Origin of the sequence: Streptomyces sp. ID05-26A, from assembly GCF_033794685.1 — a bacterium.
GTDB lineage: Bacteria > Actinomycetota > Actinomycetes > Mycobacteriales > Pseudonocardiaceae > Lentzea.
Window position 1 is genome coordinate 2,214,607 of the sequence record NZ_JARAYZ010000002.1, and the last position, 20,908, is coordinate 2,235,514.

The following is a 20,908-nucleotide window of genomic DNA, read 5'->3' on the forward strand; positions in this document are numbered from 1 at the left end:
GCAGACCGTAGGCCCGCCATCCCTAAGGGAGATTTAAGGACGAAACACGATCTCGATAAGCTCGCGACACCTCTCCCAATCGACGGGTTCGCTGCTTACGCTGCGTGTATGTCGAAGGTGCTGGTGGTCGAGGACGACCCGGTGGTCCAGGCGGCGCTCGTGCACGCGCTGACCGACCTCGGGCACGTCGTGCAGGCCGTCGGCACCGCCGTCGCCGCCCTGCGCGAGGCGGGGACTTCCGAGCTGGACCTGGTGATACTCGACCTGGGACTGCCGGACCTGGACGGCGTCGCGGCGCTGCGGATGCTGCGCGGGGTGAGCAACGTGCCGGTCATCGTGGCGACCGCGCGGGGTGCCGAGGCCTCGGTCGTGAGCACGCTCAACGCGGGTGCGGACGACTACATCGTGAAACCGTTCTCGTCCGAACACCTGGCCGCGCGGATCAACGCGCTGCTGCGCCGCACGGGTGGTGCCGCGATTCCATCCGAGGTGGTGGAACTCGGCGAGTTGCGCATCGATCTCGCCCAGCGCGTGGCGACGCTCGGCGACTCCGCTCTGGCGCTGAGCCGGCGGGAGTTCGACCTGCTGGCCTATCTCGCGCAACGGCCGGGGCGCGTGATCTCGCGGCGTGAGCTCATCCAGGCCGTGTGGGGCAACCCGTACGTGGGTGACGACAAGACGATCGACGTCCACGCGTCGTGGCTGCGACGCAAGCTCGGCGAGACCGCGGCACATCCCCGTTACCTGCACACGGTCCGGGGCGTCGGGTTCAAGCTGGCGGCGCCCGAATGAGAGCGGTGATCACCCGTGCCCTGCTGCTCGCCGCAGGGCTGGTCGCCCTCATTTTTGTTGCCACGGCAGGGTTTCTGCTCTACTCGAACGCCGCCGCCACGGCTGCCGAGGCCGATCGGCGGGACGCGGCCGTCGTCGCCGCGGTGCTGGCGGTGACCCCGGACGCCGACGCCGTCCGCGGGACGATCGCGCGGACGGCCGCCGGCGCCGAGGGCCGGTTGTCGGTCGTGCTGCGCACCGGCGCGCGGCTCGGGGCCGGAGGGGGCGCGCCGGTGGTCTCCGTCGACGGAGCCGTGGTCTCGGTGGTGCCCGGTGCGGTGCGATTCCCTTTCCTCACCGCATTCCTGGTGACCGGGACTGCCCTCGTGGCGCTGACGGCGGCGGTGTGGCTGGGGCACAGGCCTTTCACGCCGGTGATGGCCGCGTTGAGGGACCTGACGTCGTCGGTCGGGCGGCGGGTGCGGTTGCGGGGGCCCCGCGAACTGGAGGCGCTGGCCGAGTCGATCGACGAGGCGTCGTCGCGCACGTCGCAACTGCTCGCGAAGGAACGCGAGATGATCGCGGACGTGTCGCACCGCCTGCGGACCCCGCTGGCGGCACTGAGGCTGGACGCCGACGCGGTGGGATCAGGACCTGTCGCCGACCGGATCCGCAGCGCCGTCAGCACGCTGGGCCACGACGTCGACCGGATCATCCAGTCCCTGCAACCGGCCGAGGGCGAGTCGCCCGGCACGTGCGACGTGGCGTCGGTCGTGGAGACGCGGATGGTGTTCTGGTCGGCGCACGCCGCCGACCAGGGCCGGGAGTGCGAGATCGACGTCGGCGAACCCTGCTGGGTGCCGTTGTCACCCGACGCGCTGGGTGCCGTGGTGGACACGTTGCTGGAGAACGTCTTCCGGCACACGCCTCCCGCCGCACCGGTCGGGGTGTCGGTCGTCCGGCACGCGGGCTGGGTGACGCTGGTGGTCGAGGACGGCGGGACCGGCCTCGCCGATCCGTCGTCGGCGTTGCACCGCGGCAGCAGCGGAGGCGGTTCCACCGGCCTGGGGCTCGACATCGCCCGCGCGGCCGCGGAGGCCACCGGCGGGACCATCCACCTCGAACGCGGTCGGCTGGGCGGCGCGCGGGTCCGGTTGCGGTTCGGCGAGGCCGACAGCCACCACGAGCCGGCGAGCCCTCGCGCGTGGCGGCTGTGGCACGGTCACCCCTGAGTCAGACCGCGTCGACCTTGAACGGGTCGTGGTCGGTCAGCAGCTTGTCCAGTCGCGCTCTGTCCACCCGGCTGGTGATGTAGGTGTCCTCCTGGCGGTCCCTGAGCACCTTGGCCAGCGTGAACGCCGAGGTGACCGTGTAGAGCATCGCGATGCCCAGGAACGCGCGGACCCACCCGTCGACGGGCAGGAACACGACTCCGATGCCAACCGCGGTCAGCGAGAGCCCGAACGAGAGGACCGCCTGCACGTAGAACGCGGCGGTCGTCGGCGTGTGCGAGGGCGCGGAAGAGGTCATGCTCCGAGAGTCCTGGGCCACAACCGCACTGTCATGAGTACGGCTACTCATGTCTCGGTCACGGTTCGTCCAGCAGCCGGGCGCAGCGGATCAGCCCCAGGTGCGAGTAGGCCTGCGGGTGGTTGCCCAGCGACCGCTCCGCGATCGGGTCGTACTCCTCCGGCATCAGCCCGGTCGGGCCGGTGAGCCGCACGAAGCTCTCGAACAGCTCCCGTCGATCCCAGTGACACCAGTGCCTGCACGGTGAGAGCGGCGTCGCGCAGCCAGCAGTAACGGTAGTCCCAGTTGCGCACGCCGCCGATCTGTTCGGGCAGCGAGGTCGTGGCGGCCGCGAGCACGGCGCCGGTGTCCTGGTGGCACAGGGCGCGCAGCGTGAGGGCGGATCTGCGCACCAGTTCGCGGTGGGTGCGCGGCAGGCGCAGCCTGGAGGACCAGTCACTCCAGTCCTCAGTGGACGGTGGGGCGCCCCAGCGCAGTTCGAGGACCACCGGCGGGGTGAGCACCGCGGTGGCCGTGCCGCCGGAGATCCGCCAGTCCACTCCGGGGGAACGCAGTTCGATCGGCGTTCCCCCGACGCGCAGGCCGTCCGGGACCGGTTCCAACTGGACAACGTTCTGGCCAAAATCGGGACGGGGAGCGAATTCCACCAGCGCGGGCACTCGCCCTTCGACCGAACGCAGCAGTCCTCCGGCCAGGCTGTCGGTCACCTAAAGCCCTGTCCAGCGCGTTCGCACCGACATCGTGCCGGGTGCGTACTGTTGGCCCAGCGGCAGCTGGTTCCTTTGGGGTCGCAACGAAAAATGTCCGTCGCCACCGATCAGGGAGGCGAACAGAGCGGGTGAGTCGGGCGCCGGCTGACACAGCCACGTGACGTCCGCGTCCGGTGTGACCAGGGCGAAGGCGCGGCGGTCGGAGAGCAGGCTGTGCCGTTCGATCGGCACGGCCGCGCGCACCGGAACCAGCTGGGTCAGGAAGTCCACGCAGGTAACGCAAGTAGGCGCTAGGGCCATCAGACCTGTGTTGGACAGAACTTGCGCGAGTCCTAAACCTCTTTTATTACATCAGGTTCGGATGCGTGGATTGTTCGTGTTGAGTCATGTCGATAGGGTCCGCGTATCACCCCAGGGCATCACGTTAAGAGGGCTTTCTTTGATCGGGCAGCGTGGACGACCGCCGTCGGATGCCGACCTGATCGACGCCGTGAGAGACGGCAAGGTCGAGGAGTACGGCAAGCTCTACGAACGGCACGTTCGCTCGGCGAACATCCTGGCGATGCAACTGTCCTCGTCGTCCTCGGACGCCGACGACCTGGTGGCGGAGGCGTTCGCCAAGGTTCTCGCCGCGCTGCGCGGAGGCGGTGGTCCCGGCGCGTCGTTCCGGCCGTACCTGCTGACGGCGGTGCGGCACGCGGCGTACGACCGCACCCGCAAGGAGAAGCGGATCGACCTCGCCGGTGACATCGACGAGGTCCCGGGCGCCACCAAGGCGACCAGCGTGCCGTTCCGCGACAAGCCGGCCGAGGACTTCGACCAGACCATGGCCGCGACGGCGTTCGCGACGCTGCCCGAGCGGTGGCAGACGGTCCTGTGGCACACCGCGGTCGAGGGCCAGTCCCCCGGCGAGATCGCACCGCTGCTGGGGTTGACCGCGAACGGCGTCTCCGCGATGGCGTTCCGTGCGCGCGAGGGCCTGCGCAAGGCGTTCTTGCAGGCACACGTCAACCAGGAGCCGGCGGAGAAGTGCCGTCCCACCGTGACGAAGCTCGGCGCCTGGACCCGTGGTGGTCTCAAGGGCCGCGACGCCGTTCACATCGATGAACACATGGACAACTGCGCCGAGTGCCGCAAGCTCGCCAGCGAACTGTCCGACGTCAACGGCGCGCTGCGCGGGCTCGTCGCCCCCATCGTGCTCGGCACGGGCACCGCCGGTTACCTCGCCGCCGCCGCGACCGCGACCAAGGGCGCCGCCGTCACCATCAGCCTCACCTCGTGGCTCGGGGTCGCCGCCTCGGCCGCGGCGGTCGTCGTGGTCGCCGCGTCCGGTGTCGTCAGCTCGGACGGCGGTTCGGCCGCGACCACGATCCCGGGCGGCGCTCCGGAGACCAGCACGAGCGTCTCGGACGGGGCCACCCAATCCGGTCAGCCGAGCCAGTCCGGCTCCACCCAGACCTCCGGCACGGCGGCGGCCGGCACCTCCGCGGGCTCGGCCGCGCCCGGCGTCGGCACGAGCGGGACCGGCGGACCGGCGGTGACGACGACCAGCAACACGGTCGCTCCCTCGGCGGCGAAGCTGTCGGGGTCGGCCCCCGGCAGCATCGCGATGACGACCGAGGGCCCGGCGAACGAGATGAACATCAGCATCACCAACAACGGCGACGCCCCGACCACCCTGCCGACGTTGACGCTCACGATGCCGGACAAGATCAAGACCGTCGGGCCGGGCAAGACCTCGGTCGGGATGGTCGGCTGCCCGGCCGGCAAGGGCACCGTCACGTGCGAGGGCGGTCAGACGCTCGCTCCCGGCCAGACGATCACGTTCCGGGCGCGGCTGCAGGCGGGTCCCAAGGCCGGGGACGGGGTCATCACCGGCGTGGCGGGTCCGGTGCAGGTGAGCATTCCCATCACCATCTCGTGACCGCTCAGTCCACTTCGGACAGCGGGATCGGCGCGGGCACCGCACCATGAGCGGGTGGAGGAGCTCACGGCGGCGCTGACCGGGCTGGAAGCGCCGTTCCGCACGCTCGTCGACGACTCGGAGTGGGCGCACGCGAGCGTCGAGGGCCTGGTGCTCGACCTCGGCACCTGGTGGTCCGCCGGCGCCCGGACGCGGCTGCAGCCCCAGGTGACGTTCAGCGACGCCTTCAGCGAGGCGGGCCGCCACGACGGCGGGGTGTACGTCGAGGGCTACCTGTGGGCGGACGGTCAGGCCGTCGCGGCCGGGTGGTGCGGGCTCGGCGGCGCGGTCGTCTACGGACCGCGGGCGGAGGCCTATCTGGGGGTGGCGTTGTCCCCCCACTTCTGCCGCCGGATCCAGCAGCGCAACGGCACAGCCGCGGTGCTCATGAGCAAGCATCCGCGGCTGTTGCCGTTGCTGCGGGACGGGCTGCCGCGCGGTGCGGTGCTGCCCGGCGGGAGGCCGGGACCCCGCTCAGTCGGTGCCTAGAGCGGCGAACCGCTCGTCCGCCTCCTTCTGGTGCCGGGCGGCCTCGGCGGGATCGGTGACGGCGCGGGCGAGGTGCTTGTGCGCGTTCGCGGCCTCACGCCGGTCGTCGATCCGTTCGGCCAGCTCCAGCGCCTCTCGCAGCCGCACCATGGCGTCGGCAGGGCGTCCGGCGGCGATCAGCACGTCGCCGAGGTAGTTGAGCACCACGGTCTCCGTCGTTACATCACCGATCGCGCGCACGGCGGCCAACGCCGATTCCAGCGCCTCCAACGCTTCGGAGTGCCGGCCCATCGCGTGCAGGATCATGCCCAGCGCGCTCTGGGTGTCCGCCTCGTCGCGGCGGCTGCCCATCTCGCGCATCAACGCGAGCGCCGACGTGCACGCCTGCAACGCCTCGTCGTACCGGCCGAGCGCGCTGTAGATGTTGCTGACGTTGCTCATCGCCTGCGACTCGAGGTGCCGATCCCCTAGCTGACGCGCCACGGTGATGGCCTGTTCGAGCAGGTCAGCGGCCTCGGCGTGGCGGCCGAGGGTCCGGTAGACCAGCGAGAGGTTGTTCAGCGTGCCCGCCACGCCCTGCAGGTCGCCCAGCTCGCGGAGCATCTCGATCGCGCGCTCGTTGTAGTGGATGGCCCTCGGGTACTGCCCGGTCTGCCAGAACACCATCGCGTAGTTCTTCGTCGTGATGGCGAGCGCGACCGGCTCGTCCTTCGCCGCCTCCAACGCCAGTTCGTTGATCGTGGCCCAGTCACGCGTGTGGCCGCGCACCATGCAGAAGAACGTCAACGCGCGTGCGAGCTGCCACGTGTGCGTGCGCCAGTCACCGTCGAGCGACAACGCCACAGCAGCGACGAGCGTCTGGCGTTCGGTCTCCAGCCACTCGACCGCGTGGTCGTAGTCGCGCAGCACCAGCCGCGACGCCGGCCGGTAGGTGATGTCGACCTCGTACTTGCGCGCGGCGGGCGACATCAGCCGTGTCGCCTGGTTCGCCGTGTCGAGGAAGTGGTCGAGCAACCTGGTCAGCGGCGCACGACTGGAGTCCACCTTGGACTGCGCGTACTGCCGCAACAGGTCGTGCATCCGGTACCGGCCGAGTGTCGTCGACTCGAGGAGATGCACGTCGACGAGGTCTTCGAGCATGCCGTCGCTCTCGAGCAGGTCGAGCTCGCCCAGCGCGGCCGCCTGGTCGACGTCGAAGTCCGTGCCGTGGTGCAGGCCCAGCAGGCCGAAGAGCCGCTGGTGACCGGTGGGGAGCTGACTGAACGACAGTGCGAACACCGCGTCCAGTTCGGATAATCGTCCCTCGCGCAGCCGCGTCGCGAGGTGGGCGGTGGTCCACGTGGGACGGCTGCGGAGCCGTCCGGCGGCCAGGCGCACGGCCAGCGGCAGCCGTCCGCACAGCTCGACGACCTCGCGGGCCGCCTCGTCCGTGCCCCGGTCGTCGCCGACGATCGTGGCGAACAGCTGCAACGCCTCCGCCTCGGAGAGCACGTCCAGCGTGAGCGTCGACGTGCCTTCCAGCTCGACCAGCCGCGCACGTGACGTGACCAGCACCAACGAGCCCGGCACACCCGGCAGCAGCGGCCGCACCTGGTCGGCGCTCACCGCGTTGTCGAGCACGACCAGCAACCGGCGCCGGGACAGCTCGCCCCGCCACATGGCGGCCCGTTCGTCCAGGCTCACAGGGATCTCTTCAAGGCCGAGCGCGCGCAACAGCACGTCCAGTGCGTCTGTCGGTTCCACGGGCGCACGGCCCGCTGTGTGCGCGTGCAGGTCGATGAACAGCTGACCGTCCGGGTACTCCAGGCGGTGCGCCAGGTGCACGGCGAGCGTCGTCTTGCCTACGCCCGGCATGCCGTCGATCGCGGAGATCACGACGGCCGCCTTTCCGGTGACGGCTTTGGTCAGCCGGTCGATCTCGGCGGCGCGGCCGGTGAAGTCCGCGACGTCGCGCGGCAGCGTGTTCAGGACCAGCCGCGGCTGGTCTCCGCGCAGCAGCCGGGCGTGCAGCTCGCGCAGTTCGCCGCCCGGATCGGTGCCGAGTTCGTCGGCCAGCAGCACCCGCACGTCCTCGAACGCCTGCAGCGCCTCGGCGGACCGGTTGGCCCGCTGCAACGCGTGCATCAGTTGCAGCCACAGCTGTTCGCGCAACGGGAACTGTTTCGTCAGCCGCCGCAGTTCGGCGATCAGCCGCTCGCCCTGGCCCAGCTCGATCGACAGCCGCGCGTGCTGCTCGGCGACGGTGAGCCGCCGTTCCTGCAGCAGCGTGAGCTCCGCTTCGAGCCGCGGCCCCACGGTGAGGCCGTCCAGCGCCGGGCCACGCCACAACGCCATCGCTTCCGCGTACTTCGCCACCGCCGCACGGTGTTCGCCCTGTTTCAGGGCTTCGTCGCCCGCCGCGCACAGCTCTTCGAAGACCGCGACGTCCACCTCACCGTCCGGCACCTTGAGCCGGTATCCACCTGGAACGGTGACGAGGTCGTCCAGCACGAGCTTGCGCAGGGCGGCGACGTAGGTCCTGATGTTCGATTCGGGAGCCGCGGGTGGAGATTCCCACACCGCTTCGCTCAGATGTTCAAAACTGACCGTCTCGTTGGCATGCAGTGCCAACGCCGCGAGCAGTGCCCTTTGCCGGGGCCCGCCCAGCCGCAGTTCCACGCCCCCACGCCAAATCTGCAGCGGCCCAAGAAGCCGATACCGCACTAGCCCTCCTCGGGGGGCATGGTGCCAGAACTCGGGGGTGCTGTGCGGAATTTGTGCGGACGATCTTGGAAACTTGGCGCACGCCGCTGTGAAGAGGGGGAACGAAGATGGACCTGAGCAGATCGTGGTCCGGCCAGGCAGCCTAGGATGACCGCATGACCGAGACGGCGAAGCGACGTCCCGGCCCCCGGATCGAAGAGGTCGCGCGGGTCGCCGGAGTGTCCAAGTCGACCGTCTCGCGCGTGATCAACGACGAGCAGTACGTCAGCGCGAAGGCCCGGGAGGCCGTGCACGCCGCCATCGCGGAACTCGGCTACTCCCCCAACCAGGCCGCGCGCGCCCTCGCCGGCAACAGGGCCAACGCCATCGCCCTCGTCGTCTCGGAACCGACCGGTCGCGTGCTGTCCGACCCGTTCTTCGCGGGTGTCCTGCGCGGCGTGCACGCCGAACTGGCGGGCCGCCACATGCAGTTGCTGCTGATGATGAGCCAGCCGAACGACCCCGGCGACCTCGTGACGTACCTGAGCAGCGGGCACGTCGACGGCGCGTTGCTGGTGAGCCTGCACGGCGAGGACCCGCTGGTGCCGATGCTCGCCGAGATCGGCCTGCCCGTGGTGTCCGGCGGCCGGCCGCTGGGCACGACGGTCCCGTTCGTGGACGCCGACAACTTCACCGGCGCCCTGGAGGCCGCGCGGCACCTGGCGTCGCTGGGCCGCAAGCGGATCGCCACCGTCGCCGGCCCGAAGGACATGGCCGTGGGCGCGGACAGGCTCAGCGGGTTCAAGCGCGGCCTCAGCGAGGCCAAGCTCACCGCGGATCTGGTGGCACACGGCGACTTCACGCCCGAGAGCGGCGCACGGGCCATGGAGAAGCTGCTGCGCAAGGCCCCCGACATCGACGCGGTGTTCGTGGCCGCGGACATCATGGCGCTCGGCGCGTTGCAGGTGTTGCACGCCCAAGGCAAGCGCATTCCCGAGGACGTCGCCGTGGTCGGGTTCGACGACTCGGTGTTCGCCGCCACAGCCACGCCGCCGCTGACGACGATCCGGCAGGACGTCGAGGAGCTCGGGCGGACGATGACGTGGCGGCTGCTCGCGGAACTGGCGGGCGAGGACGGGCTGCCGCCCTCGCTGCTGCTGCCCACCTCTTTGGTCGTGCGGTCGAGCGCCTGATCAGCGCTTGTCACCACCGGCGATCGGACGCCTGCCGGTCCCCAGGGAGGTCGACCTGGTCTCCTGCACGCCGGCGAGTTCCCCGTTGCTCCACTCACGCAGTGACTGGAGCAGGACGCGCAGGTCGTCCTCGATCTCCCAGCGCTCGATCGCGTCGGACTCGAGCATTTTGGTGAGGAACTCGACCACCACCTGCTTGCTGTTCTGGCGTTCCTGAGCGAGCACCTGCATGACCTCCGTGATGCTCTTCTCCCGCACCGAGAGCTGCAACGCGAACTGGTGGTAGTCACCTTTGACGATGATGCCCCGCATCCGTTCGACCTTCCGGTCCAGCGCGGCGTGGACCAGGCTGGGTTCGTCCATGCTGAGGGTGAGGAAGATCTCGACGTGCAGACCGAACCTCTGCCCGAACGGGTCACCACTGGTCAGCTCCTTGAGAGCCTGTTCTTCCGCCTCCCGCACCTCGCCGACCTCGAAGGTGCGGGTGACTCCGCGGAGACATCTGGTGATCTCCGGCATCAGCTCGTTGCCGACGTTCGTGACCCCGGAACTGACAGCGAGCTCCGCGTCCTGCACGTGCCAGCGCAGTTCGACGACGGCGTCGAAGAAGACGTCGTCCCCACGACAGGGCAGTTTCGTCTCGACTCGCGTCAGGTGCGTACCCATGTCGATTTCGTAGACGTGGCACACCCGTTGCCTGATCAGCCTGCCCGCGGACGGCTGCTGGTCCGGCGCGAAGAAGAGACGTTTCCCCGTCGACGTCACGAAAAGCCTCGCGGTCCGGGCATCCGCCGGCATGCGGCCGCGCAACGCGTCCCACTTGCCGAGTGGGCAGTCTCCCAGGATCGGCCCCACGACCTCACGAGGGCGTTCCGGCGACAACCGGGTGTCCTCCTCGCTCTCCTCCTCAGCCGCGGGGTTCTCGTCGGCCACCACGAGACGGCGCGCCAGCGAGATGGCTTCGTCCTGGGACAACTGGCGGGTCATGAAGCGGTCCTCTCGGTGAGCGGCAGGATGGAGCCTTCGAGAACGAGTGCGATGTCCTCGTCAAGGGGGTCGGACCAGTCGCGCCGCATCCGTTCGACGAGGTGCTGCAGGCGGCGGAGATCGCCGTGCCCGGCGATGAGGTGCGGTATGAAGGCGACCAGCGCGTCGAGGCAGGCAGCGTCCTTCTCCGCCGCGTGGATCCATTGACGGAACAGCCCTTGCACGACCTCGCCCTGGTCACGCCCGCGCAGTCCCCACCTGACGAGCTCCGAGACGTCGCAGGTGTGCTGGGGGTTCTCCTCCAGCAAGGTGAGCAGCAGTGGCCAGCGCTTCTTGTCTTCGGTGCCCATCCGGTCACGCCCGGCGCGCTGGACCAGCACGTTGCGGGAGTGCCCGCACCAGAAGACCAGATAGGCGACAGTCCATCGAGCCAGGTCGCGAACGCTCTGCCTGTTGCTCCGCGTCCAGTCGGCCAGCCGGGCCAGCACTGAGGACACCGCGCCGAACGCCAGGAGGTTCGCGACGCTGCGCGCGGCCGCGTGCACCAGATCGTTGTACCCGGTCTCGGGCAACACGGACCGGCGTTCGGACGGGGTGCCGAGCACGTGGAGCTCCCGCAGCGCCTTGTCGATCCGGTGCAGTCCGAGGTCGTAGCCGAGCGCCGCCGCCGCGGTCCACTGCTGGGCCTCGCTGCCGTACCGCCTCCACTCCTGAAGGCGTTCGAACACGGCGTCCGCCATGCGTTCGTCACGTGCGGCCTGGTCGAGCGCGATGGCGGCGAACCGCCGGCGATGTTCCCCATCGGCTCCCTCGGTCGCCGCCAACGGACCGATGTTGTCGGTGAAGGTGCTGGAGAAGGACAAGGAGCAGAACAAGCCCATCGTCTGCGCGGCCCGCACCCACACCATGGGTCTGCGGTCGTCGCTGAGCTCGGTGAGCCACTCCAGGACGGCTTCGCGCAGCTTGTGGTGCCGGTGCCAGAGGTGGCTGAGCAGCACGACGGGAAACCGTTCGTCGGCGAACATGACCAGTTTCGTCGGAGTCTCGATGCCACCGAACGAAACGGTGCCGTCCTCCATGGTGGCGCGTGAGGCGGGCAGGTTGACCCCGTGGTCCTCGGCGAACAACGACTCCTCCGGCTTCCTGGCGTGCTCTCCTCTCATCTTCTTCAGCAACGTGGTGGCCAGGGCCGCACCCGCCTTCACGACGACGTCGTACTCCGAGACGTTGAACACCGCCAGGGAGATGCGGAAAGCGTTGAGACGCAATGCCTCCGGCAGTGCGTCGGCTGGACAGGAGAGCTCCGCGAACCATTCCTCGACCTGCCTGCGCACCAGCAGGGCCGCCCGAGTCTCCACTTGGGACAGATCGATCTCCCCGCGCGCCATCTCCGCCAGGAAGCCCGCGATCTGCGCCGCTTCAGCGGGTTTGGGGTCCGCCGCGAGCGCCTCTCGGAGACCCCGGTTGGTGTAGAGCTGTTCGAGCACCTCGTCTGCATCGCAGTCGTCGTCGCGCAACTCATCTCTGAGATGTCTGGAAACCAGGTCGTAGATGTCGGGAGGAGGGCACGTCCTGGCGAACCCGCCGAGCACGTGGTTCTGCCCGTCGCGGTGGCAGATCACCACCAGGTACGACTCCTTGGCGGCGAACCTGGCCGCCAGCGCGTCGAGGTCGAGCTCGGTCAGTGCTTCGGCCTGAGGGCGTGCGAGTTCCATGACGTAGCCGCTGCCACGCTCGATACCGGCCTCGTCGATTTTGATCGGATCACTGCCGTCGACTCGGAAGATCTTTCCCGTGGTGAGAGCGCAGACCAGCCGCAGCCCCGTCGTGAAGCGTCCCGTGCCAGGCCTGCCGTTGAGCACGAGCACCCGCGCCTGTTCCAACGTGCCCAGCAGATCGTCGTAGCCGGCCACCAGCACGTAGCGGCTGCGCACCCACCGGAGGATCTCGTCCCGGACCGGAACCGCGCGGAAATCCCCACCGGCGCTCGAAGACCTGAAGTTGTAGTAGATGTAGCGGTCGCCGACCTGCAGGTCCTGGATGGACGCGTCGCGGTTGAAGGTCATCGCGCCCGCGGTCGTCAGGCCTCTGCCCCGGAGATAAGCCTCGTCGAGATCACGCCGGTCGGGTTCCTTCGCGCCACCGGGCCCGGACGACGGGGAACTGTCCGACGGCTCGGTGCCCGGCTTGCCCGCGTCGGCCGTCGCGGAGTCCGGTGGTGGTGCCGCGGCAGGCGTCTCGTCGCTCACCGCTCACCCCCGAAGTAGTTGTGGTGCACAGCATCGCCGTTGTGTTGAGTTCCGATCGACGTCGTCCCGTTGAAGACGACCGAATACGACTTCTGTGCGGGTTTCTGTTCCGCGGACTGGGTCTCCGGGGGCCTGCCCGGTGGCAGGGAGTGACCGGGAACGCGCACCCATCCGTTGACGTCCTCGGCTCGGCAATAGGCCACGCGGTCGAGCCGGTCGACGAGCTCGTACAGCTCACTGCTGATCGCGATGACGAGGTAGCTGCCTGACGCGGCACGCAACTGTTCGAACGCGGACCGGGAGTTGGCGAGATCGTGCGCCCGGTCGAAGTCGCCCATCGCGACACCTGCGCTCACGGGCTGCCTGACCAGATCGGAGAGCCGGCCGAGCCCACGTCCCAGCACCACGCGCGGGGAGATGTCCCGGGGCAGATCGCACATCAGATGTCCGGTCGTGATCCGCACCGCGATGTCGTCGCGCCCGAACGCGTCCGGGATGAGCGCTCGCAAGGATTCGAACCCCCGGGCCTCGGTCTTGAGCGCCAGCACGAGCCGGCCCTCGGACGCGCCGGATTCTTGTTGCACGAGCGGTTGCAGGCCGGGGTCGTCGCGGAGCACACGGGTCTGCATGTCCTGGATCTCCTGACTGACGCGGAGACCGCACTCGTCGAGGGCCTCCCGGTGACGGGTGAAGGTGTCGACGGCATCGGCCGCCCGGCCGGACAGGTACAGCGTCCGCGCGGTGAGAGACGTGATGGCCGCGTCCTCCGGATGCGCCGAGTGCAGTCGCGTGACGATCTCGATCTGCTCGCGGTGGTGCCCGAGTTCCACGCCGACCTCGGCGGCGAGCTGCTGTGCGTCACGCCGCGCCGCCTCGAGTTGCAGGCGTTCCCCGGCAGCACGTGATGTCGCCACACCAGCCAACGGATCACCCACAGCGAGAGCAAGCGCCTCGGCCAACACCGAGGCGGCACCACGGAGCCCTTCCGCGGTCCGCCTGTCCGCGGATCGCGCTCTCCCGACAAGCGTGCTGAACCTGCGCACGTCGACGAGCCCATCGGGGACCTTCAAGCTGCGCAAGCCGTCCTTGCTCTGCAACGCGCCGGGGAATCCCGCCTGAGCCAGGGCATCGCGGAGTTCCCCCACCTGCTTGGCCAGCTCGGTCTCCGCGCTCACGGGCGGGTCGTCCCACAGCCACTCGTACAGCGATTCCAGTGACGCTGGTCGTCCGCCGTTCAGCAGCAAGCGGGCCAGTAGCCAGGAGGCCTTCTTGCCGAGGCCGGCGCGGTGCCCCTCGACGTAGATGCCCACCTCTTCCCAGACCCGGAAGTCCACCTGCTCTCCAGGTAATTCCACAGCACCTCTTTCTCGAAGAAGGCAATGTCTCACCAACCGGATGGAATCTCTCCGCCAACGCTTCGGCAATCACGGCGTCCATCGTTTCTCCCATGGCCGCACCGAACGGCCGGCGACAAAGGAGAAGAAGATGGACAACCACGAACTCACCTGGAAGAAGAGCACCTTCAGCGATGGCGGAGGCGAGTGCGTCGAAGTGGCGCTGACACGGAAGGGCGTCGCGGTGCGGGATTCGAAGAACCCCGCAGGCCACGCTCTCTGGTTCACCAAGTCCGAGTGGACCGCGTTTCTGTACGGCGTGCTCGACGGCGAATTCGGCTTGTACTGAGCGGACAAAGAGGTGTCACGCCGTGCCGCCGTCGCGTGCGGCGTGACGCCTCAGTCGGCTGATCAGGTCGTCGAGAAGGCATCGGGCTTCGTCTCCGTGCATTGCCATCTCCCGCAGCAGCGCCCATCGCTGACGATAGATCTCGACTTGATCCTCCGAATCGAGCGTGAGCGGACCGTGGATCATCTCCACGGTCGCCACACTTTCGTCCTCACCTTCGTAGATCACGAATCCGTGTGCATAGGTTGCCAATGCTTCGCCGTCGAGTGGAATCAGACCTAGGTCGATGTTGTCCAGGGTCGATATCGAAAGCAACCGGTCGAGCTGGGCGAGCAGGATGTGCGGCGGCCCTGGCCGCCAGCGCAGAGCGGCTTCGGTGATCAGGAATTCGAACTTCCGCCCTGCCTCGTACAGGGCGAGCTGCCTCCCGACGCGCCCGGCGACAGCCGCCGCCAGTGCGTCGTCCTCATAACCGGGGGTGAACAAGGAGAAAACCCGGCGGGCGTACTCCGCTGTCTGCACCAGGCCTGGCACGACCGACGGCTGGTAGGTCCTGACGATGGAAGCAGCGGCCTCCCAGTCGCCGATCACATGCTGCAGGTGCCTCCCGCCCGACAGCGCGGCCGCCCAGGAATGCGCCTCGAGATGCGCGTTGCCGGTAATGATCGCGAGCGATCGCACGGTCTCGACCGGAGCTCCAAGCACCCTCCCCCACTGCTCGACCTCGAACACGGTCGGCAACGCCGTGCCCGCCTCGATCCTGGACACCTTCGACTGACTGATCGACGCCCTGCGACCGAGTTCTCTGCCTGACAGACCGGTCCGCAGGCGCAGGCGCCTCAATTCCTGAGCGAGAAGCTGCCTGGCGGAAACGTGGTCATCCACCACATCCCCTGCCCGTCACGCGTGATTCATAATGATTCATCGCGAGTCACAATGAAGCAGGAAGAGGCTGGGTGTCAACGGCTGGACGATGGTGCGATCAGGTGATTCAGGTCGATCACTTCATCTACGCGCTCGCGGTCCAGGTGCAACTTGAACACGCCCGCAAGAGCGATCTACATCGCTGAACATCCACCGTCCGTGACCGATCGGGCGGACTTTCACTCGTTCGGCACAACCTTGAGGCACCGTCGGTAACACCTGGAGTGGGTTCTCGATGGTGAGGCGTACAAGCCCACCCCCGAGGGAGTTGCGACAGTGATCGAGAACTCGGCCGCCGGTCTGGTGATGGTTCCCGGCGAGGTGACGGTGACCGTCACCGGCGAACAGCACCACCAGGACGTGCTCTCCCGGTATGCGGTGCCGGACGGGGTGACGCGGCACGTCGCCGTGAACCTGACGTGGTGCATGATCGCCGCCGGCAAGTACCGGGGTCAGCGCGGGATCGAGGTGCGGCTCGACGGGTACCGCGTGGGTGAGCTGACTTTCCTGATGTCGCAACGGTATGCGCCCGTGCTGATGCACGTGGAGTCCGGCGGTGGGGCGACCGGTTGTGCCGCGTTCGTCCAGCGCGGTGCCAACGGGTTGCTGCAGATCTCGCTGCGGATGCCGCGGGAGATCCCTCGTGGGGCGGTCGTCCCGGTCGCGGGGACGCGCAAGTCGTGGGTGGCGCCGGTGGCCATCGGTGTGGCCAGTGTGCTCGCGTTCTTCTTCGGGATCGGCGTCATCGGGGCGATCGTGAACGGTCCGACCGACGTGAACAAGGCAGCGGCGGGACTCACCACCACCTCCGCGCCGGTCACGACGACCACGACCACTGTGCCGACCAGCACCACCACGTCGACCACGACGACAACCACCACCACGACCACTCCCCCGGCGGCCCCGCAGCCGCAGCCGCAACCCCAGCCCCAGCCACAACCTCAGCCGAAGCCCAACCCCCAGCCGCAGCCGCAGCCCGCGCCGAAGCCCGCGTGCGACCCGAACTACAGCGGTTGCGTCCCGATCGCGTCGGACGTGGACTGCGCCGGCGGCAGCGGCAACGGGCCCGCCTACGTGGCAGGCCCGATCCGCGTCATCGGCACGGACATCTACGGACTGGACAGCGACAAGGACGGCACCGCCTGCGAGTGAGGTACGGCCTCAGCCGCGCTCGTACGGCGTCTTCTCCCCCGCCTCGACCCCGAACGCCAGGTGGTTGCCCGCGGGTGGCAGCGGGCAGGTGGCGAAGTCGGTGAACGCGCACGGCAGGTTCGTCGCCCGGTTGAAGTCGAGCACGACCTTGCCGTCGCGCGGGGTGGCCGCGAGTTGCCGGTTGGCCGCGTAGGTGGTGACGCCGCTGGTCTCGTCGGTGAACAGGATGCTCAGGCCACCGTTGCGGCCGTTGAACGCCGTCAGCGTGTGTTCGGCGCCGTTGAAGCTGAACCGCACACGGCCCGGTGCCTCGTACACGTGGCTTAGGCCCTCCACGACAGCACCGACGGTCGTGGGGACGGGCGGGTCGAACGGTTCGTACTCGCCCTCCAGCACCCACTGTTCCTGCGGGTCGTACGCCGGAACACCCTTGAAGTCCCGCAGCACCGGGGCTTTCGGGTCGTGCACGCGGATGAGGTAGCCGCCGCGCCGGGCGATCTCGATCTCGACGTCCCCTGCCGTGACGCGCGTACCGGCTCCGCTCTGGACGAGTTCGAAGCGCTGTGTCTCCCCCTCGCTGCGCCAGTACGCCGCGTCGTCGTCTTGCCACCACTCGCCCGGTAGGCCGTCATAGGTGCGTGGGGTGGTCTCCAGCCAGTCGAGGGAGACCAGCGCCAGCCACCCGTACGGGTCGGCCAGCGTGTTCTCCCGCTCCGTCTTCCAGGTCTGCCAGTCCTCCGCGAAGCTCATGTCCTTGCGAACGACGAACTTGCGGTGTCGCTTCCCTGTTCCACGGAGTGGGAAACGAGGGCATCGCCGAGTTCCGTGCGCGCGTAGACCACGCTCCGGCCGTGCCGTTGTGATGCCAGCAGACCGGCGTCGCGCAACGCCCGCAGGTGCTGGTTCACCGCCGAGGTCGTAACGCCCGTGCGACGTGCGATGTCCGTGGACGAACACGGTTGTGCCAGTTCGGCCAGCAGATCCGCGCGCACCTGGCCAAGGACGCCCACGAGCGCTTCGGGCCCACTGCTGCGGCCCGTCTCCCACACCGTGCCCGCGCCACGGGCGGAATAGATCAGCAACGGCGGTGCGCCAGGATCGACCGGCACGGCCGTGCGCCGCGCGAACACACTGGGCACCAGTGTCAGCCCCTGCCCTCCGGCCTCCACGCGCCGGGGCGGCACTCCGGCGATCCTCACCTGGACCACGGGAGGGCGGAAGGAGATCCGTTCGGAGATCCCCGAGAGCATCGTCCCGAGCCCGTGCTGGGCCATGGCGCGGCCTCGGTGCGCAATGTCGGCTTCGAGCACCGCGCGCATCCGGTCCCACCGGGGCGAGAGCGCCGCGTGCCAGTAGGTCTCCAGCGCGTCGAGCACCCGCCGGCGGTCGCGGAGCACGGCGGGCACCTCCCCGAACACCGCCCGGTAGTCACGTCGCAGGGTGCGGATCTCGTGCAGGGCGGCGAACTCGTCCTCGAAGCGGGTGAACGGCGTGACCGGGCGTGGGCTCAGGAAGTCCGGTGTCCAGCCTCGGTCGGTGGACAGGGCGAGCAGGACCTCCGTGTCGACGTCACGAATCGTGCGCACCCACGGCAGGTGCAGCGGGTACTTGGCCGGATCCTTCAGCACTCGCAGGCTGAGCGTCAGCTCGTTCAGCGGCGAGACGGCGAACCGCACGTCCACCAGGTCGGACTCACCGAGCACGAACTCGATCATGTAGCACAACGCTACATCAGTTACGCGGGAGCGGCGGCCGGAACAGTCTCACGACCATGTGGACCGACATGCGGCTGGCGTTGGACATCTGCTGCCAGGCGGCGAAAGTGGCGAAACGGGCGTTCGACGCGGGCGAGCCCGGGGTGCGACTCAAGGAGGACGGCAGCGAGGTCACCGAGACTGATCTCGAGGTCGAGGACCTGGTGCGCCGGTTGCTCGCGGACGCGGTGCCCGGCGACGGTGTCCTGGGTGAGGAACGCCCGGAGCGCCGGGGAACCTCGGGCCGGCGGTGGCTGGTCGACCCGATCAGCGGTACCGCGGACTTCGTTGCGGGACGGCCGAACTACTCGGTGGACCTCGCACTGGAGAACGCCCTTGCGGTGTCCGCGCTGCCGTCACTGGGCATCACGATGGCAGCGGGACGTGGCATGGGGTGCAGAGTTTTTCATGGCGAGCGCGAAGAAGTAGCTCGAGTGTCCTCGAGAGACACTGTTAGTGGCGCACGGGTGTGCTTGCACGGCAGGAGGAAACCGACGCTGGAGCATTGTGTCGTCGTCGACGGCGCCACGTCGGTGCTGGACCTGATCACGGGCCGGGTGGACGCGGTGATCGCGACGGGAGCGGGCCTCGACGAGTTCGACCTGGCGTGCCTGCCGGTGCTCGTGGAGGAGGCGGGCGGGCGTGTGACGGTGGTCGAGGAGGACGTCGTGCTGGCCACCAACGGTGTCCTGCACGACGCCTTCCTCGCTCTCCTGGTCGCGCGTCCTGGTGTCGAACCAGGCACCCCAGGCTCATGAGGCCTGGGTGATCGCCGGATCCCGCGCGCTTGGGGTGACCGACCGGACTCGCACCGGCTTCGACCAGGACCACAACCTGGCGCCTCGACTGCTTCGGCTTCGGTCACAGCTGCCCGTCGAGGACTCGAACCTCGATCTCCGCGTCCAGAGCGCGGCGTCCGTGCCAATTGGACCAACGGGCATCAAAAAAGCCGCCTCGTCGCTCGGTGCGACGGGACGGCTCCCCGGAGACATGAGTCAGCTCATGCCGAGGAGCACCAGACGTGCTGATGGCGCATGTGTTGCATCACGGCTGGCTCCTTCCTCCGGTTCGTCACGATCCACTCTGACGGATGACGGCGAGGTGCCGCAACGCATTATCCAGGGTTGCAAAAGTTTGCAGAGACGCATGGAGTCTTCCAGTAATCCTCAAGCCGACTTGCGGAAAACTTTTGCAACGTCTTTCCTGTATCGCTGACACACCCCATCGGAAGGCAGGGACATGTCTTACGACTGGTGGCGCCACGCCGTCATCTACCAGGTCTACGTGCGCAGCTTCGCCGACTCGGACGGCGACGGCGTCGGTGACCTGCCGGGCATCCGCTCGCGCCTGCCGTACCTGCGCGACCTCGGTGTCGACGCGGTCTGGATCACGCCGTTCTACGCCTCGCCGATGGCGGACGGCGGCTACGACGTCGCGGACTACCGCGCGGTCGACCCGCAGTTCGGCGGACTCGACGACGTGCGCGCGTTGGTGGACGACGCACACACGCTCGGCATTCGAGTGATCGTCGACATCGTGCCGAACCACACCTCGGACCAGCACGCGTGGTTCCAGGAGGCGCTCGCCGGGAACGGCCGTGAGCGCTACATGTTCCGCGAGGGCGTCGGCGACGAGCCGCCCAACGACTGGGAGTCGGTCTTCGGCGGGCCGGCGTGGACGCGGGTGGCCGACGGGTCCTGGTACCTGCACCTGTTCGCGCCGGAACAGCCGGACCTGAACTGGGAACTGCCCGAGGTGCGCGCGGAGTTCCTCGACGTGCTGCGGTTCTGGCTCGACCTGGGCGTCGACGGGTTCCGGGTGGACGTGGCGCACGGGATGATCAAGGCGCCGGGGCTGCCCGACATCGGCCACACCGACCAGCTCAAGCTGCTCGGCACGGAGTCGTTGCCGTTCTTCGACCAGGACGGCGTGCACGAGATCCACCGCGAGTGGCGTGCGGTCGTGGACACCTACCCCGGCGAACGGGTGCTGGTCGCGGAGGCCTGGACGCCTTCCGCCGAGCGGACCGCGATGTACCTGCGTGCCGACGAGATGCACCAGGCGTTCAACTTCCACTACCTGTCCGCCGACTGGACCTTCGAGGCGGTGCGGTCGGTCATCGACTCGTCGCTGGCCGCGGTGGAACCCGTTGGGGCGCCTACTACGTGGGTGCTGTCGAACCATGACGTGCAACGGCACGTGACGCGGTACGGCGGCGGTGAGACCGGTGTCCGCCGTGCGCGCGCGGCACTGGCGTTGATGCTGGCGTTGCCGGGTTCGGTGTACCTGTACCAGGGCGAGGAACTCGGACTGCCCGAGGTGCTGGACCTGCCGGCCGAGGTGCTGCAGGACCCGATGTGGGAGCGGTCCGGACACACCGAACGCGGCCGGGACGGATGCCGGGTTCCGTTGCCGTGGGCGGCTTCCGGGCCGTCGTTCGGGTTCGGCACCGGCGGGTCGTGGCTGCCGCAGCCCGCGGACTGGGCGAAGCTCAGCGTGGAGACCCAGGCGGGCGACCAGGACTCGATGTTGTCCTTCTACCGCAACGCTTTGCGCACACGGCGCGAGAACCCTGCCGCAAGCGCGGGTCTCACGTGGGTCGACGGCCCGGACGGCGTCCTGTGGTTCGAACGCGACGGGCTCGCGTGCGCGGTGAACCTGTCCGAGGCAGTCGTCGAACTGCCGGATCCGGGTTCGGTGCTGCTCGCCTCGTCGTACTACGGGGTGCGGGACGGGCTGCTGCTCCTGCCGCCGGACACAGCACTGTGGTGGAAGCTCTGAACTGCGGTTTCACTTGATCGACTAAAACTGTCAGACCCCC

At 68.8% G+C, this 20,908-nt stretch carries 18 protein-coding genes, 3 tRNA genes and 1 pseudogene; 9 read left to right on the forward strand and 13 right to left on the reverse strand.

What is annotated here, in order from left to right:
* Positions 1 to 108: 108 nt before the first annotated feature.
* Positions 109 to 792, forward strand: a complete 684-nt coding sequence (locus PV646_RS25755) for a response regulator transcription factor (protein ID WP_500344757.1) — start codon at positions 109 to 111, stop codon at positions 790 to 792.
* Complete coding sequence (locus PV646_RS25760) at positions 789 to 2,003, forward strand: sensor histidine kinase (RefSeq protein ID WP_500344758.1); 1,215 nt, start codon at positions 789 to 791, stop codon at positions 2,001 to 2,003. The genes PV646_RS25755 and PV646_RS25760 overlap by 4 nt, the downstream gene beginning before the upstream one ends.
* 1 nt (position 2,004) lies before the next feature.
* Here PV646_RS25760 and PV646_RS25765 read toward each other — a convergent pair whose 3' ends face one another.
* The 3 genes and pseudogenes from PV646_RS25765 to PV646_RS25775 all read right to left on the reverse strand — a co-directional run.
* Positions 2,005 to 2,301 carry a YiaA/YiaB family inner membrane protein gene (locus PV646_RS25765; RefSeq protein ID WP_500344759.1) on the reverse strand — a complete coding sequence of 99 codons (297 nt, stop codon included), beginning with the start codon at positions 2,299 to 2,301 and terminating at the stop codon, positions 2,005 to 2,007.
* A gap of 47 nt (positions 2,302 to 2,348) precedes the next feature.
* Positions 2,349 to 2,789, reverse strand: coding sequence for a glycoside hydrolase family 15 protein (locus tag PV646_RS25770; protein ID WP_500345086.1), 441 nt, complete (start codon positions 2,787 to 2,789; stop codon positions 2,349 to 2,351).
* Positions 2,766 to 3,311, reverse strand: a pseudogene (locus PV646_RS25775) (trehalase-like domain-containing protein); the annotation flags it as partial. The gene PV646_RS25770 and the pseudogene PV646_RS25775, both read right to left, overlap by 24 nt.
* Positions 3,312 to 3,501: 190 nt before the next feature.
* Between PV646_RS25775 and PV646_RS25780 the strand changes: the two are divergent.
* Both PV646_RS25780 and PV646_RS25785 read left to right on the forward strand, forming a co-directional pair.
* Positions 3,502 to 4,935, forward strand: coding sequence for a sigma-70 family RNA polymerase sigma factor (locus PV646_RS25780; RefSeq protein WP_500344760.1), 1,434 nt, complete (start codon positions 3,502 to 3,504; stop codon positions 4,933 to 4,935).
* Positions 4,936 to 4,989: 54 nt separating this feature from the next.
* On the forward strand, positions 4,990 to 5,463 hold the full coding sequence (locus PV646_RS25785) for a hypothetical protein (protein WP_500344761.1): 474 nt from the start codon (positions 4,990 to 4,992) through the stop codon (positions 5,461 to 5,463).
* Here PV646_RS25785 and PV646_RS25790 read toward each other — a convergent pair.
* Entirely contained in the window at positions 5,449 to 8,121 is a 2,673-nt protein-coding gene (locus PV646_RS25790) for an AfsR/SARP family transcriptional regulator (RefSeq protein WP_500344762.1), read from the reverse strand. The genes PV646_RS25785 and PV646_RS25790 overlap by 15 nt on opposite strands.
* A gap of 200 nt (positions 8,122 to 8,321) precedes the next feature.
* On the opposite strand from PV646_RS25790, the gene PV646_RS25795 reads away from it, so the two are divergent.
* Positions 8,322 to 9,338 carry a LacI family DNA-binding transcriptional regulator gene (locus tag PV646_RS25795; RefSeq protein WP_500344763.1) on the forward strand — a complete coding sequence of 339 codons (1,017 nt, stop codon included), beginning with the start codon at positions 8,322 to 8,324 and terminating at the stop codon, positions 9,336 to 9,338.
* Here PV646_RS25795 and PV646_RS25800 read toward each other — a convergent pair whose 3' ends face one another.
* Genes PV646_RS25800 through PV646_RS25810 form a run of 3 tightly spaced genes read right to left on the reverse strand, consistent with a single transcriptional unit; the run spans position 9,339 to position 13,929 of the window.
* Complete coding sequence (locus PV646_RS25800; RefSeq protein ID WP_500344764.1) at positions 9,339 to 10,325, reverse strand: hypothetical protein; 987 nt, start codon at positions 10,323 to 10,325, stop codon at positions 9,339 to 9,341.
* Positions 10,322 to 12,574, reverse strand: a complete 2,253-nt coding sequence (locus PV646_RS25805; protein ID WP_500344765.1) for a hypothetical protein — start codon at positions 12,572 to 12,574, stop codon at positions 10,322 to 10,324. The genes PV646_RS25800 and PV646_RS25805 overlap by 4 nt, the downstream gene beginning before the upstream one ends.
* Positions 12,571 to 13,929, reverse strand: a complete 1,359-nt coding sequence (locus PV646_RS25810; protein WP_500344766.1) for an AfsR/SARP family transcriptional regulator — start codon at positions 13,927 to 13,929, stop codon at positions 12,571 to 12,573. The genes PV646_RS25805 and PV646_RS25810 overlap by 4 nt, the downstream gene beginning before the upstream one ends.
* A 40-nt stretch (positions 13,930 to 13,969) precedes the next feature.
* On the opposite strand from PV646_RS25810, the gene PV646_RS25815 reads away from it, so the two are divergent.
* Complete coding sequence (locus PV646_RS25815) at positions 13,970 to 14,257, forward strand: DUF397 domain-containing protein (protein ID WP_500344768.1); 288 nt, start codon at positions 13,970 to 13,972, stop codon at positions 14,255 to 14,257.
* Positions 14,258 to 14,272: 15 nt separating this feature from the next.
* Here PV646_RS25815 and PV646_RS25820 read toward each other — a convergent pair whose 3' ends face one another.
* Positions 14,273 to 15,145, reverse strand: a complete 873-nt coding sequence (locus PV646_RS25820; protein WP_500344769.1) for a helix-turn-helix domain-containing protein — start codon at positions 15,143 to 15,145, stop codon at positions 14,273 to 14,275.
* 312 nt (positions 15,146 to 15,457) lie between these two features.
* Here PV646_RS25820 and PV646_RS25825 point away from each other — a divergent pair, with 312 nt between their 5' ends.
* Positions 15,458 to 16,333 carry a hypothetical protein gene (locus PV646_RS25825; RefSeq protein ID WP_500344770.1) on the forward strand — a complete coding sequence of 292 codons (876 nt, stop codon included), beginning with the start codon at positions 15,458 to 15,460 and terminating at the stop codon, positions 16,331 to 16,333.
* 9 nt (positions 16,334 to 16,342) lie between these two features.
* On the opposite strand, the gene PV646_RS25830 is transcribed toward PV646_RS25825, so the two are convergent.
* On the reverse strand, positions 16,343 to 17,083 hold the full coding sequence (locus PV646_RS25830) for a DUF1684 domain-containing protein (RefSeq protein WP_500344771.1): 741 nt from the start codon (positions 17,081 to 17,083) through the stop codon (positions 16,343 to 16,345).
* Positions 17,080 to 18,048 (reverse strand): ArsR/SmtB family transcription factor, encoded by a 969-nt coding sequence (locus PV646_RS25835; protein ID WP_500344772.1) that lies wholly within the window; start codon positions 18,046 to 18,048, stop codon positions 17,080 to 17,082. The genes PV646_RS25830 and PV646_RS25835 overlap by 4 nt, the downstream gene beginning before the upstream one ends.
* Positions 18,049 to 18,116: 68 nt before the next feature.
* Between PV646_RS25835 and PV646_RS25840 the strand changes: the two genes are divergently transcribed.
* Positions 18,117 to 18,845, forward strand: coding sequence for an inositol monophosphatase family protein (locus tag PV646_RS25840; RefSeq protein WP_500345087.1), 729 nt, complete (start codon positions 18,117 to 18,119; stop codon positions 18,843 to 18,845).
* Here PV646_RS25840 and PV646_RS25845 read toward each other — a convergent pair.
* The 3 genes from PV646_RS25845 to PV646_RS25855 form a co-directional block, all read right to left on the reverse strand.
* Positions 18,802 to 18,873: transfer RNA gene (locus tag PV646_RS25845), tRNA-Ile, on the reverse strand. The two genes, PV646_RS25840 and PV646_RS25845, sit on opposite strands and share 44 nt — an antisense overlap.
* 2 nt (positions 18,874 to 18,875) lie before the next feature.
* Positions 18,876 to 18,952 (reverse strand) — tRNA-His (locus PV646_RS25850).
* 2 nt (positions 18,953 to 18,954) lie between these two features.
* A tRNA-Gln gene (locus tag PV646_RS25855) sits at positions 18,955 to 19,027 on the reverse strand.
* 299 nt (positions 19,028 to 19,326) lie between these two features.
* On the opposite strand from PV646_RS25855, the gene PV646_RS25860 reads away from it, so the two are divergent.
* Positions 19,327 to 20,868: a glycoside hydrolase family 13 protein gene (locus PV646_RS25860; protein WP_500344773.1), complete on the forward strand. Its 1,542-nt coding sequence runs from the start codon at positions 19,327 to 19,329 to the stop codon at positions 20,866 to 20,868.
* Positions 20,869 to 20,908: the final 40 nt, after the last annotated feature.

Coding starts and splice junctions, on each gene's coding strand:
- PV646_RS25755 (WP_500344757.1), top strand. CDS start 109: ATGTCGAAGGTGCTGGTGGTCGAGGACGACCCGGTGGTCCAGGCGGCG.
- PV646_RS25760 (WP_500344758.1), top strand. CDS start 789: ATGAGAGCGGTGATCACCCGTGCCCTGCTGCTCGCCGCAGGGCTGGTC.
- PV646_RS25765 (WP_500344759.1), bottom strand. CDS start 2,301: ATGACCTCTTCCGCGCCCTCGCACACGCCGACGACCGCCGCGTTCTAC.
- PV646_RS25795 (WP_500344763.1), top strand. CDS start 8,322: ATGACCGAGACGGCGAAGCGACGTCCCGGCCCCCGGATCGAAGAGGTC.
- PV646_RS25800 (WP_500344764.1), bottom strand. CDS start 10,325: ATGACCCGCCAGTTGTCCCAGGACGAAGCCATCTCGCTGGCGCGCCGT.
- PV646_RS25815 (WP_500344768.1), top strand. CDS start 13,970: ATGGAATCTCTCCGCCAACGCTTCGGCAATCACGGCGTCCATCGTTTC.
- PV646_RS25830 (WP_500344771.1), bottom strand. CDS start 17,083: ATGAGCTTCGCGGAGGACTGGCAGACCTGGAAGACGGAGCGGGAGAAC.
- PV646_RS25835 (WP_500344772.1), bottom strand. CDS start 18,048: ATGATCGAGTTCGTGCTCGGTGAGTCCGACCTGGTGGACGTGCGGTTC.
- PV646_RS25840 (WP_500345087.1), top strand. CDS start 18,117: ATGCGGCTGGCGTTGGACATCTGCTGCCAGGCGGCGAAAGTGGCGAAA.
- PV646_RS25860 (WP_500344773.1), top strand. CDS start 19,327: ATGTCTTACGACTGGTGGCGCCACGCCGTCATCTACCAGGTCTACGTG.